Raw genomic sequence first — 14,232 nt, 5'->3', positions numbered from 1 at the left:
TGCACTTTTTTCAGTGTTCTTTGTTGTGGGTTATGTTGTATTTTACTGTCAAAAATGTTCATTTGTTTTGGTATGAGAAATAAAATGTCGTAATTTTTTGTGAGTTATCATTAAATTGTTACCTTTGGCGAGTTCTAAACTTGAAAAGCATGAAGATAGTGATTTTACAAACAGATATTGTTTGGGCCAATCCTTCGGCCAACATTGAGAAGGCCGATGAAATTATAAACAGACATGAAGGAGTTGATATATTTGTTTTGCCTGAAATGTTTTCTACAGGTTTTTGTACAAATCCAGAAGGTATTGCTGAAAAATCAAATTCCGGAACATTGGAATGGATGAAGCGTACTGCACAGCGGAAAAACTGTGCTATGGCAGGAAGTATTGCATTGGAAGATAATGGTAAATACTATAACAGATTCTATTTTGTTCATCCGGGCGGTACTGTGGACTGGTATGATAAGAAACATTTGTTTACATTTGGCGGAGAACACAAAAGGTTTACAGCCGGTTCTAAGCGCATAATAGTCAATTATAGAGGAGTACGAATCCTGTTACAGGTTTGTTATGATTTGCGTTTTCCTGTGTGGAGCAGGAACAGAAACGATTACGATATAGCCATTTATGTGGCAAGTTGGCCGACCCCTCGTGTGGAAGTATGGAAACTGTTGCTGCGTGCAAGAGCTATAGAAAACCAATGCTATGTGGTTGGGGTGAATAGAGTCGGTAAAGACCCGGATTGTGATTACATAGGTGGAAGTGCCGTCATAAGCCCTTATGGCAAAGTAGTGGCAGCTTGTGAAGATGGTAATGCTTGCGAGGCTGTGGCTGACATTGATATGTCGGAACTGGAAGAATTCCGAAAAAAATTCCCGGTATTGAATGATGCCGATTCTTTTGAATTAGTATAATAAGTAATATGGAAAATAGTAAGAAATTATTACTCTTGGGCGACCAGGCTATTGCCTTAGGAGCCATACATGCGGGTATATCCGGAGTATATGCTTATCCGGGTACACCTTCAACAGAAATAACAGAATATATTCAGGAACATCCTTTGGCTAAAGAACGCAAGTTACACAGCAGCTGGTGTACAAATGAGAAAACTGCTATGGAGGCAGCTCTCGGAGTGAGCTATGTAGGCAAACGTGCATTGGTCTGTATGAAGCATGTTGGTATGAATGTTTGTGCCGACGCTTTTGTCAATTCCGGCATGACTGGTGTGAATGGTGGAGTGGTTGTTGTTGCTGCCGACGATCCGTCTATGCACTCATCACAGAATGAGCAGGATTCAAGATTCTATGGAAAGTTTGCGATGATTCCTATACTTGAACCTTCATCACAGCAAGAGGCTTACGATATGATGCAATATGCATACGAAATGTCAGAACGCGAGGGTACACCAGTGCTTATGAGGATTACCACTCGTATGGCACATTCGCGTGCTGATGTGGCAGTTAAAGATACCCCGTCTGAGGTTGCTGCTACAGGTAAGTCATCATCGCCTGCCAACTGGGTCCTTTTACCTGCCAATGCCCGTCGCCGCAATAAGGAAGTGATCGGACTTCAGCCGGTATTGCGCCAACTTTCTGAAAAATCCCCTTTTAATAAGATTGATAATATAGTTTCTGAAAAAGCGGATTTAGGTATTGTCGCATGCGGTATAGGATATAATTATGTAATGGAGAATTATCCTGACGGATGTCCTTATCCTATAGTAAAAGTTTCACAATACCCGTTGCCGATGGACAAAATAACTTCTTTGGCAAATTCTTGTAAGGAGATTCTCGTTGTGGAAGATGGTCAGCCTTTTGTGGAAGAGCAACTTCGCGGCTTGCTTCCTTCCCAATATGTTGTGAAAGGACGTCTGAGTGGTGCATTGCCACGTACAGGGGAATTGAATCCTGATAATATCAAAGCCGGACTTGGACTGAATGACGCAGAGGTATATCCTTCTGCACAGAATGTTGTACCACGTCCGCCTGCACTGTGTAACGGATGCGGACACCGTGATGTTTATGATGCTCTTAATAAAGTTGCCGCAGAGTATGCCGATACAAAAATATTTGGTGATATAGGTTGCTATACTCTTGGAGCTCTTCCTCCATTCCGCGCTTTGCACAGCTGTGTTGATATGGGAGCTTCCATCACTATGGCTAAAGGTGCTGCCGATGCAGGTCAGTTCCCTTCAATCGCAATTATAGGAGACTCTACTTTTACCCATTCCGGTATGACTGGACTTCTTGATGCTGTGAACGACAAATCAAATATCGTCGTAGTAATTTCCGACAATCTTACTACAGCCATGACAGGCGGTCAGGATTCTGCAGGAACAAATAAGTTCGAGGCAATCTGTCTTGGTCTTGGAGTAGAACCGGAGCATGTACGTGTAGTAGTGCCTTTGCCAAAGAATATGGATGAAATCACACGTATCATCCGCGAAGAAATAGAGTATAACGGTGTATCTGTGATTATTCCACGCAGAGAATGTATGCAGACACTTAACCGTAAATTGAAACAGAAAAGAGCCGAAAAAAAATGAAAACAGATATAATACTTTCAGGCGTGGGAGGTCAGGGTATCCTCTCAATAGCCACAATAATAGGTGAGGCTGCCACCCGTAGTGGACTTAAACTAAAACAGGCCGAAGTACACGGAATGAGTCAGCGTGGAGGAGATGTACAGTCAAATCTTCGTTTGTCGGACAAACCTATATCTTCCGATTTGATTCCTTTAGGTGGTGCCGATATGATTCTTTCTCTTGAACCGATGGAAGCCCTCCGATATTTACCGTTCCTTTCCAAAGACGGATGGATTATCACATCTTCTACTCCGTTCAAGAATATCCCGAATTATCCGGAAGTTGAGTCTGTAATGGCAGAGCTGAATTCACTGCCAAACGTCATTTCGCTTGATATTGATGCTATAGCCAAAGAAAACAATATGCCAAAATGCGGTAATGTTATTCTTCTTGGGGCGGCGGCAGCATTTTTCACCATTCTTGAAAAGGAAACGCTTTATCACAGCATAGAGCGTATTTTCGGTTCGAAGGGTGAAGCCGTGGTGGAGATGAACCATCGTGCATTCAATATCGGATATGAGTATAGTTTAAAAAGAATCAGTTGACAAGGCTGCAGTTACAAGTTGTCACCTAAAAATAATTATCAACGTGAAAGTCTTCAGTAAAGAATTAGTAGAGCAGGTAGTAAAAGAGATGAAGGTTGCCGACCTCCGTAATGCTACCATAGGCGATGTCCTTCTCGTTGCATCTCGTCTTGAACAGCTTACAGGCATTCCTTTCATCCGTATGGACCAGGGATCTCCGGGCCTTCCTGCCAACAAGATAGGTATTGAAGCCGAAAAGGCGGCTCTTGACAAAGGTTTGGGAGCGCAATATCCTGCTGCAGCCGGAGTTCAGGAACTTAAGGAAGCTGCATCGCGATTTATCAAAGCATTTATCAACATAGACATTTCGCCTCGTGCATGTTTGCCTACCACAGGTTCCGTTGCAGGTTCATTCGGAGCATTCATAGCGTGTACGCAGCGTATTCCCGGAAAGGACAAGGTTCTGTTTATAGACCCTGGTTTCCCGATTCAGAAATCTCAGTTGCGTATCCTTGGAATAAAATGGAAACTATTTGACATATACAATTACCGTGGTGAGGCTCTTCGTGCTAAACTTGAAAGTATGATGGCCGACGGCGATGTTGCCGCAATAGTATATTCCAATCCTAACAATCCCGCATGGTTCTGCCTGGACGAGGAAGAACTGAAAATCATAGGCGAGCTTGCCACAAAATACGACAGTATTGTTATGGAAGACCAGGCATATTTCTGTATGGACTTCCGCAGTCCGTTCGGTCGTCCGTATCAGGAACCATACGTGCCGACTGTAGCAAGATATACCGACAATTATATCCTTATGCTTTCCGCTTCTAAAATATTCAGCTATGCAGGACAGCGCATCGCCCTGGCATGTATCTCCGACAAGCTTTTCGACAAGCAGTATCCGGCACTGGCAGAGCGGTATGAGGATTCGGGAATATTCGGCCCTACATTCATCGCGTCCATAATGTATATGATAACTTCCGGCTGTACTGCCACAACGCAGTATGCCATGGCGGAAATGCTGGACAAATCGGTGGAAGGAGTGATAGATTTCGTAGAGGATACACGCGAGTATGAACGTCGCGCACGCCGGATGAAACAGATATTTACTGACAACGGATTCAGTATCGTTTACGATTATGATGTCCACCAGAAAGTAGGCGACGGTTTCTTCTTCACTCTTGGTTATCCTGGTATGACAGGAGGAGAATTGCTCGAAGAACTGATGTATTACGGGGTGAGCAGTATTTCCCTCTCAACAACAGGAAGTGAGCAGCAGGGAGTTCGTGCATGTACGTCACGTATGAGAGATGAACTTTATCCTGTACTTGAGGAAAGAATGAAAGCCTTCAGGGCAGACCATCAGTAGAAAAACAAGTAACAAATATAACCTTTAAAGATAATACCCATGTTTTGGAATGAAAATAAAGAATGTATGCCTCGCGAGCAGATGCGCGAGCTGCAGGGGAAAAGACTTCAGAAACTGGTGACATACGTCTATCACAATGTCCCGTTCTACAGAAAAAAAATGCAGGAGATGGACTTGTCGCCTGATGATATTCGCAGTATAGACGATATAGTGAAACTCCCTTTCACAACCAAGCAGGACTTGCGCGATAACTATCCGTATGGATTGCAGGCTGCACCTGCATCGGAGATAGTACGTGTACACGCGTCTTCAGGTACAACCGGTAATCCTACCATTGTGGGATATACACGTAAAGACCTTGCCATTTGGTCAGAAGTGATGTCACGCTGTCTTACGGCATACGGAGTTACGCGTGATGATACATTCTCGGTTAGTTACGGTTACGGACTCTTCACAGGTGGTCTGGGAGCACACTATGGTGTGGAAAATCTTGGAGCAACGGTTATACCTGCATCTACAGGTAATACAGAAAAACACATCCGTCTTATCCGCGACCTGAAGATTACCGGTATAGCATGTACACCGTCGTATGCCATGTATCTTGCAGAAGTGATGGAGAAGATGGGGCTTACTAAGAATGATCTTGGGCTTCGTATCGGTGCTTTCGGTGCAGAACCGTGGACAGAAAATATGCGTAAGGAAATAGAAGAACGTCTCGGACTGAAAGGTTACAACATTTATGGTCTGAGTGAGATAATGGGACCGGGTGTATCATACGAGTGTCAGGAACAGAACGGGTCACACATCAATGAGGACCATTTCTTCCCAGAAATCATCGATCCTAACACGCTTCAGCCGTTGCCTTACGGACAGCAGGGTGAACTTGTCTTTACTACGCTGACAAAGGAAGGAATGCCATTGCTCCGTTACCGCACTAAGGACCTTACGTCTCTCATTGACGCTCCATGTCCGTGCGGACGTACATCTGTGCGTATGACTCCAATCATGGGACGTAGCGATGATATGCTAATCATCCGAGGTATCAACGTATTCCCGTCGCAGGTAGAAAGCGTTATCCTCGAAATGAAGGAATTCGAACCTCAGTATATGCTGATTGTTGACCGTAAAGGCAATCTTGATTCTCTGGAAATTCAGGTTGAGGTACGCCGTGACTTTTTCAGCGATGATATTGGAGCAATGCTTGCCTTGAAAAAATCACTTGCCGACAAGCTGAAGAGCGTACTCTCCATCAGTGCCGATGTCAAGTTGGTTGAACCTAACAGCATAGCCCGCAGTCAGGGAAAATCGAAGAGGGTGATAGATAACCGTAAGTTGGTGTAAAATAAATATGTTACAAGGCTACAGTTACAAGGGGACAAGGCTCTCCATCCTGATGGCAACCTCGTCAACTTGTTAACTCGTCAACTTGTCAACTAAAGAACTCAAAAACTTAAAAACTCATTCACTATGACCATAAAGCAATTATCAGTATTCCTGGAAAACAAGACAGGAAGAATAAACGATGTAGTCCGCACATTGGGACAGAACGGCATAAACATGCACGCCTTCAGTATGGCTGAGACAACAGATTTCGGAATCCTACGCCTTATAGTATCCGATGTTGACAAGGCCGTAGAGGTATTGCGTGAACAGAACTTTGCGGTAATGTCAACAGAAGTTATATGCCTCAGTTGTGACAATACTCCGGGTTCTCTTGCTATTATTCTGGAATATCTGGCAGAGGAAAAAATCTTTATAGAATATATGTATGCTTTTGCCCAAAATGACAAGGCACATGTGGTGATAAAGCCTAACGACCTAAAGGCGTGTCTGGCAGTGCTTGATGCAAAAGGCTGTACAGTATTGAAGAAAGGGGATTTGTAATATAATTTAATACATAGAAATATTAAAAGAAGTCAGGTGTGGCAAAAAACACCTGACTTTTTTATTTGAACTGTAATTTGAAAACCGTATTCTTCTCATTGCTGCACACCAATGATATACTTCCGTTGTGGAGACGCATTATCTGGCGGGAAAGACTTAATCCCACTCCAGTTCCTTCCTGCTTTGTGGTATAGAACGGAACGAAAATATCCTCATAGTTCTCTTTGTTTATAGGGGTGCCGTTGTTCGAAACATTTATTACCACAGACTCGGTAAAGTCTATTTCTGCAGTGATTTCTATTTTACTTGCTTTGGCTTGCAGGGCATTCTTTACCAGGTTGATGAATATTTGTGAAATCTGGTCTTCGTCTGCATATAACAGAATATCGTCGGACTTCTCTATATAACTTAAAGTCGCTCCTGACGCGTTGATTTGTTCACGTGTCAGTTGGGTAACTCTGTCAATTAGCTCTTGCAGATAGAAAGCTTTTTTTACAGGTGTGGAAACACGTGTCAGCGAACGGTAAGTGTCAACAAATTTTATCAGTCCGCGGGCCGATTCGGATATTGTATCAAGACCCAATTTGAGTTCTTCTCTGTTTACAGGCTTGTTTTCAGATGAAGTAATATCCATCGACAGTGTATGACTCAGCGAAGCAATTGGAGTTACGGTGTTCATTATTTCATGCGTAAGCACACGTATAAGTTTGTTCCACGACATCTCTTCGTTGCGCGACATTTCGTTGCTTATGTCATTTATAACTATAATCTTTACATTCTTTCCTTGCAATGATGTTTCGGTTGACGAAACTGAAAGTGTGGTCTGTCCCTTTTCGTTGTAGAAAGAAACACGCATCTCGTTGTTAGCTTCGGAAATGTTTTCAAAGCATTCCTGTATTTCCAGACTGACATTTGCCAATTGGCGTATATTGCTCAGCGTTGCCACTCCAAGTATATTAAGTGCTGCCAAGTTGCAGTATGAAACTTTTCCGCTGAATTTCTCGTTCAGTTCCACTACCACTATACCTGTCTTTACCCTGTCCAGCATCTGGCCGTAGTAACGTTCCTGTTCGTTTATTTCCTGCTTTTCCTTTTCGAAAATAAGACGTATTCTGTTCAGAGTCTTGTTTAATCTGCGGTACAGCACTTTCTTCTCGTCAAAACGGAAGTTTGTCTCCTTGTCTTCCAGTGCGTCAAGAATGTACGAAACCTTGCGGTGTGTCCTTCGTGCATAGTACATACCGGAAATTATTGCAGATATTAATGCAGTTGCAATAATGATTAATATGACATTTTCATACGAAATCATATATTATATTTTTTCAGTTTCGTATATAGGGTAGGGCGGCTTATGTTAAGCGATTTTGCCACATGAGTAAGATTGCCGTTATATCTTTCCATTGCGGCACGTATGGTTCTTTCTTCCACTTCCTCCAGGGTTTCTTCTCCTGAGGCTGATGCTTGCTGAACTTCATAGGTGTGTTGTCTGTCAGGCAGACAGAAGTCCGAAAGCTGAAGCTCCGTACCGTCGGTCAGGATTACTGCCTTTTCTATCGTGTTTTGCAGTTCGCGGATGTTTCCGTTCCACCTGCATGAAACCAATGCTTTTTCCGCTTCACTTGAAATGCCCGATACCTCACGATGATATTTCTCGGCATATCTCTTTATGAATATTTCTGCCAGAGGGATAATTTCGTCAGTTCTTTCCCTTAGGGGAGGAAGTTGCAGATGCATGGTGTTGATACGATAGTAGAGGTCCTCTCGGAACTCGCCGTTTCGTATCATCTCTTCAAGATTGCGGTTGGTGGCGCAGATGAGACGGATATCTACAGGAGTTGATTGCGAACTTCCCACCTTGCTTACCGTTCTGTTCTGAAGAACCCTGAGCAACTTGGCCTGCAGATTCAGAGGAATATTTCCTATTTCGTCAAGAAACAGGGTACTGCCGTTTGCCTGTTCTATTTTCCCCACTCGGTCTGTATGCGCATCCGTAAAGGCTCCTTTTACGTGTCCGAACAGTTCGCTTTCGAACAATGTTTCCGTTATCGCTCCAGCATCCACACAAACCATCGGCTTCATTCCTCTGTCCGACAGACGATGGATTTCTGCCGCAAGCACATCTTTTCCCGTACCGTTTTCTCCCGTAATAAGAATGCTTGCATCTGTTGAGGCTATTTTGTTTACGGTGCGGAATATATTTTTCATTTCCGGACTGCTGCCCCAGTGCATTGTTGCAGTCTGGCTTACCGCAGGTTTTATGCTTTTCTTTTTTGTTCCTACATCCCTGTGCTTGTAGGCGGCATCAAGCACAGAAATCAGTTTTTCGTTTTCCCAAGGTTTTACAATGAAGTCGAATGCTCCGCGCTTCATTCCCTCTACAGCCAGTGATATGTCAGCATACGCGGTGAAGAGTACAACTTCGGTAGTAGGGCTTGTCTTTTTGATTTCCGAAAGCCAGTACAATCCCTCATTTCCGGTATTGGCAGACGACTGGAAGTTCATATCCAGCAAAATCACGTCAGGCATAAATTCTCTTAACTGTGAATTTATGACGTTTGGTGATGCCACAGCCTTTACTTCCTTGAAGTATTTAGGCAGTAGCAGTTGGAGTGCTGCCCTTATTCCGCTATTATCATCTACTACTAATATTTTGGCTTTGTTCATGTTCGCTTTTATTGTTTGATGTGCAAAAATATAAGTTTTGGAGTTTATTTTGTCCAGTTGATTGAAAAATTATCCGCAGACACATCCATTCATCACGAACAGGTGTAGCCTGCGGCTTAATTAGAGAGATTTTTTATTTATTCGGTCTCCAATGATATGTTTGGAGATTCAAGTGCAAGTGAATTATATCTCACGGCTACAAGTACTGCCGTAAGCGCCTGTATGAACAGGAACACAAGCAGGAATATCCACCATGACACATTTACTTTCATTGCAAATCCCTGGAGATATTCGTTTATTGCTATCACCGCTACGGGTATTGAGATTATGAAACCTGCCAGGACAATAAAGAAGTACGGCTTGTTTCCCAGCCAGAGCACATCGGTGTAGTCTGCTCCGAACACTTTGCGCAGTGCTATTTCCTTTCTTTTATGCTGAATGTCGAATATCACCATAGAGAAGACGCCGACCAGTGACAATACTATTGCTATTATTGAAAAACATAGCATCGTGTTGGCGAAAGAATTCTCACGCTGATATTGTGCGGCAGTCACATTGTCGTAGAACAATACTTCGGTAGGATATTCGGGTTCCACTTTGCTGATTATCTCCTTTATGTGGGATACCGCTACAGTTCTGTCGTATCCGGAAGCGAGTCTCACAAACATATCCGACAGATATCCGCTTTCAGCCGGTAGAGATACAAAGCATACGGCGCTCTGGCTTTTGCGCATGGACGTGAAGTTTACATTGTCGCATATACCTATTGCCTCCGCTTCCATGGAAGGGATATTTCCGAGTTCCACACCGTAATTGTCCTTCATATACCGGTTTACTATAATTTCTCCTTTGCTCGTTTTCGGGAATGTTTTCCCTTCTGTTATCTTTATTCCCATCACTTCAGGAAAATCAGGAGTGACATATATCAGGAAGCTCGGAATGTCTGTTCCGTTATATTCTATTCCCTCGGTGCAATAAGTGTCCTGTGCTCCGAATCTTTCGGACGTGAATGCCACATTCTCTATTTCAGGATATTTCTGAAGTTCTTCCTTTATCCATGCGCCTTTGTTCTTCACTATGTCGCTTGTCAGTCCTGCAATGGCGATACGGTCCTTGTCGAACTTCGGGTCGAACTGAAGCATCATTCTGTTTTGCAGATAGATTGCCGCTATGAACAGAATCAATGAGCACGAGATGGCATACTGCACGCACAGGAGAGCCTTCTTGATTTTCATACCAGAAGAACTTAAGTTGAAGTTGCCTCTCATTGCAAGTTCTCCGGTATATGATGTGGCGAAGAATGCAGGATAAATTCCTGAAAGTATTCCGCCGGACAGAGCCAGAAGCAGTGTTATGATTACGATGGAAGAATTCTTCCCGAAGCTGAACACTGTGTTTACGATTCCCATTTCCGTGACGGCGGGAGAGAGGAAAACAACTGCAATCACTGCTCCGGCAAATGCTATGAGCGACAGCAGGACAGTTTCCTGAATTATCTCCATACGTATCGTGCGGGTGTCCTCACCAAGTATTATCCTGGTGTTGATGGATTTCAGTCTTGACGGAATGAGCGAGGTATAGAAATTTGTGAAATTCAGCAGGCCTACAATGATTATGAGGAATGAGATAATGGTCAGTACATTGTATTGTGTGATGCTTCCGCTCCGGAACACACGTCCGTCTGACTTCTCTTCCTGAAAATACACGTCAACTAATGGTGTGAGATAAATGGGGGTGAGACCACGGTATTTATCAAACTCAAACTTGCTGTTGAATTCATCTTCCACCAGAGAAACATTCTCGCTGTCGTCAAGACGAAGATAGCATACAAAGTTGCTTGCCCCGAAGTTCTGAAGGAAGAAATCCGGAATCTTCATGTATATCTCATTCCGTATCTGCGAGTTTGCTGGCAAATCCTCGTAAACGGCACCTACAGTCCATTTGTCGGAACGCAGAAATCCTGTACCGGACTTAATCTTCACCTGTTTACCTATGGGGGATTCGTTGCCGAAAATTTTGCGTGCCGTACTTTGCGGAATGGCAAGCAGTTCGTTTTTCGACAGTGTGGCAGGATCGCCTTCTACAATCTTTATTCCGAATACCTTGAAAAAGTCTTCACTCACCACATTGGCTGTTTCTATGAATCCGCTGGATACTCCGTCTTTCATAGTGGTGATATATACCTCGCCAAGGAACGGACATACCACAGTTCCTGCTACGATATGGCTTGACGAACGTATCACTTCGTCCGAAAATCCCGGAGGAAGTATCGAACGGAAAATGGTATTGTTATCCGAAAGATCCACCCTATAGATGTTTCCGGCATCAGGATGGAATCTGTCGAATCCCTTTTCAAAGTCCAGCTGTACGGATATGAGCATAAAGGCGCTGAATGCCAGAATCAGACCTATAAGGCTCATAAGCATTGGAACGAAGTATTTTCTTAAAGTATATTTTATGTTTCTCAGTGCTTGCATATTAAGTTTGAGTTCTTGAGTTTTTAAGTTACGAGTTGACAAGGTCGTCATGTACTAGATACTAGTTGACTAGGTACTAGGCTTCCTGGTCTCTAGTCCCTAGTATCTAAAAGCCTCGTCTCTTTTATTCGTTTTTAAGTGACAATACCGGATTGGCATTCGATATTTTCAGGCTGCAGATTACCACAGTAGCTACTACTATTATAGCCACTATCAGGTCTGCTGCAAGGAAATATAGCAATGACAGACAGACTTTCTCGGCAAACTGTTCCAGCCAGAGTCCTGCCACATAATATGCCAGTGCGTCGCCTATGATAAAGGCAACAACGAGCCATTTCATAATGCCGGCTACGAAAAGCGAAAGGATTTCTGCCGTGGTGGCTCCGTTAATCTTGCGTATGGCAATCTCCTTGCTCCTTCGTTGTGCTTCATCGCGGACGTATCCCACGAGTCCTAGGAAGGCTATCGCTATGGAGAATATACTTCCGGCAAGGATGGTATTCTTCATCTTCTTGTTGTCGTCATACATGCTGTTCATTACCTGTTCATATGAGAAAACCTCCATCTCCTTTTCGGTAATCACTTCACTCAGTTTGTTCTGAATTCTGTTTATTGTTTCAGGATTGATGTCCTTTACCTTTATAAGTATGTACGGCATATATTCATTATCTGCCTTACCTGTAAAGCGTACGCTCGGACGTTCGTCCATTCTGTTCAGCAGTCCGATACGGTAGTCCTCGTAAACTCCCGAGATTGTCAGAATTCCAAGGTTCATTGCCGAAGAGTCTGAATGCTCGGTCAGATAAATACCTTTTCCTATAGGGCCGTCGTTCCAGTCTGTAAACTCTTTCATCTTTTCCACGAAGCTGCGGCTGACGGCAATCTCGTTTTCTGTGGCAGGCACACGTCCTTCAATTATTGGAATGTCAAAGAACTCGAAGAAACCTTCTGTGCCGGCATACTGGTCGGCTATGTTGAAAAGTTCGCTGTCGCCACCGGGGAGATATACATTGTTTCCCGAGCAATAGTCGAATGGAAGAGTGTATGCCCTCTCCACGTCAATTACTTCGGGTAGGGATGATATTACTTCCACGCTTCTTGATGCCTGTATGTTATCTACTCCTCTGACATTATAATATAACACGTTGTCGTAATTATATCCCGGATCATCATTCAGAGCCTTGTCGTACTGAGCGGCAATGATGAAAACAAAACTCAGGAGGAACACGTTTATGATAAACTGGATGAACAACAGACAGAGTTTCCATTTCCTTTTGTTCTCCTTGTAGTTCATGAACGCCACGCTTACCGGAATCTTGTTGTAAAGATATCCCGGAAGCAAAGCCGAAACCAGGAACAACACCAGTATCACTCCACAGAGTATAATCATCGTCTCTTTTATGAATAGAGCCTCCAAACTGACTCCAAGCAGATATTCTATTGTCTGTCTGAATCCCAATATCATCAGGAATGCCAGAAGCAGTGAAAAGAACAGATAAACTGATGTCTCTTTTATCAGCATACCGTATATGTTTGTTCCTTCAGCACCATAGCATTTGTGGATGCCAATTTCCTTAGAACGTTTCACCATTTCCGATATGGATATAAGCATATAGTTCATCAGTGATATCAGAACCAGTACAAACGAAACTACGGAAAGGATGATTATAAGATTCCTTACGTACGGTTCGGATGTATGAAGCTTATGGAACGGACTGAGTACGCACCATATCTTGTATCCGCTGTTTTTCAGTTCCTCCATAGGCAGGTTCTTGTCCATCATCTTGCGTATGGCAGGGTCGAGGGATTCGGGTGTAACACCTTCTTCAAGTTTTACGTATCCTTTGTATCGGTCATTTCCGAGCCAGTTGTCTGTACTTTCCTTTGGATAAGTTTCCATTGAAAGCAGGATGTCGTAATACAGACTTCCGTTTTCCGGGAAATCTTCATATACTCCTCCTATGGTAAATTTCAGTTTGGGTGCTTCTTCGTTGTAAATAATCTTTCCTACTGCCTTGTCAATGCCTCCCATCTTTTCGGCAAACGAACGGCTTACCATAATGTTGAATTTCTGAGCCAATACTTCCTTCGGGTTTCCTGCCAGAATCTTACGGTCGAAGACATCGAAGAATGCAGTATCCGCCAAAACCAGCATACCGGTTACAAGAGCCTTTTCTTCCGTATAGAATTTTTCGCTTTCGAAAAGGAAGGTTGTACGTGTGGCGCTTTCCACTCCCGGTACATATTTCTTGAATCCGGGAGCTACTCCACCACTTACCTGACTGTTTTCGTCTGTTTCGCCTCTCAGTGAATACACTGCCTTGATGAGATATATTCGGTCAAGGCCTTTGTAGAAATTGTCGTATGACGACTCAAAGCATACCTTGGCTATAAGAATGCATCCTATGGCAAGGCCTATTCCTAGAGACAATATCTTCAATATGTTGTTGAACTTGAGCATATTTTTTCGTTTTTAAGTTACGAGTTGACAAGTTGACGAGTTGACAAGGTCTTATCCGGATGGAGAACCTTGTTTCCTTGTAACTGGAGCCTTGTCACCTGAAAAGAAGCCTCGTCATTTCTTTTATTCATTTTTCAGTGTTTCAGCCGGATTTTCCGAAGCAGCCTTATAACTGCATAGTGTGACAACTCCTACGGTAATTATCGCTACCATGACGAATGCCAGCAGGAATACCCACCAGTGCAACGGAGAGCGGTAGGCAAATGTGC

10 protein-coding genes are annotated in these 14,232 nt (G+C 43.4%); 6 read left to right on the top strand and 4 right to left on the bottom strand.

The annotated features are described in order from the left end of the window. Positions 1-149 precede the first annotated feature (149 nt). From H6A27_RS08030 to H6A27_RS08005, 6 genes are all read left to right on the top strand, one after another. Entirely contained in the window at positions 150-911 is a 762-nt protein-coding gene (locus H6A27_RS08030; RefSeq protein ID WP_204508278.1) for an amidohydrolase, read from the top strand. A gap of 8 nt (positions 912-919) precedes the next feature. Continuing rightward, positions 920-2,542, top strand: a complete 1,623-nt coding sequence (locus H6A27_RS08025; protein WP_204508276.1) for a thiamine pyrophosphate-dependent enzyme — start codon at positions 920-922, stop codon at positions 2,540-2,542. Continuing rightward, the gene (locus tag H6A27_RS08020; protein ID WP_204401381.1) at positions 2,539-3,126 is read left to right on the top strand and encodes an indolepyruvate oxidoreductase subunit beta; all 588 of its coding nucleotides are present in this window, start codon (positions 2,539-2,541) and stop codon (positions 3,124-3,126) included. Before H6A27_RS08025 ends, H6A27_RS08020 begins: the two co-directional genes overlap by 4 nt. A 43-nt stretch (positions 3,127-3,169) precedes the next feature. Next, positions 3,170-4,477, top strand: coding sequence for an aminotransferase class I/II-fold pyridoxal phosphate-dependent enzyme (locus tag H6A27_RS08015; protein WP_204508274.1), 1,308 nt, complete (start codon positions 3,170-3,172; stop codon positions 4,475-4,477). Positions 4,478-4,516: 39 nt separating this feature from the next. Continuing rightward, complete coding sequence (locus H6A27_RS08010; RefSeq protein ID WP_204508273.1) at positions 4,517-5,818, top strand: phenylacetate--CoA ligase family protein; 1,302 nt, start codon at positions 4,517-4,519, stop codon at positions 5,816-5,818. Positions 5,819-5,944: 126 nt separating this feature from the next. Then, positions 5,945-6,361, top strand: a complete 417-nt coding sequence (locus H6A27_RS08005; protein ID WP_204508272.1) for an ACT domain-containing protein — start codon at positions 5,945-5,947, stop codon at positions 6,359-6,361. Positions 6,362-6,422: 61 nt separating this feature from the next. Here the strand turns inward: H6A27_RS08005 and H6A27_RS08000 are convergent, their stop codons facing one another. The 4 genes from H6A27_RS08000 to H6A27_RS07985 all read right to left on the bottom strand — a co-directional run bounded on the left by H6A27_RS08000 (position 6,423) and on the right by H6A27_RS07985 (position 13,963). After that, positions 6,423-7,670, bottom strand: coding sequence for a sensor histidine kinase (locus H6A27_RS08000; protein WP_204508270.1), 1,248 nt, complete (start codon positions 7,668-7,670; stop codon positions 6,423-6,425). After that, complete coding sequence (locus H6A27_RS07995) at positions 7,667-9,025, bottom strand: sigma-54-dependent transcriptional regulator (protein WP_204508268.1); 1,359 nt, start codon at positions 9,023-9,025, stop codon at positions 7,667-7,669. Before H6A27_RS07995 ends, H6A27_RS08000 begins: the two co-directional genes overlap by 4 nt. A gap of 137 nt (positions 9,026-9,162) precedes the next feature. Then, the gene (locus tag H6A27_RS07990; RefSeq protein WP_204508266.1) at positions 9,163-11,502 is read right to left on the bottom strand and encodes an ABC transporter permease; all 2,340 of its coding nucleotides are present in this window, start codon (positions 11,500-11,502) and stop codon (positions 9,163-9,165) included. 124 nt (positions 11,503-11,626) lie between these two features. Then, entirely contained in the window at positions 11,627-13,963 is a 2,337-nt protein-coding gene (locus H6A27_RS07985) for an ABC transporter permease (RefSeq protein ID WP_204508264.1), read from the bottom strand. Positions 13,964-14,232: the final 269 nt, after the last annotated feature.

This window comes from Bacteroides caecigallinarum (assembly GCF_016902295.1).
Classification (GTDB): domain Bacteria; phylum Bacteroidota; class Bacteroidia; order Bacteroidales; family Bacteroidaceae; genus Phocaeicola; species Phocaeicola caecigallinarum_A.
This window is presented reverse-complemented; position numbering and strand designations above follow the sequence as displayed.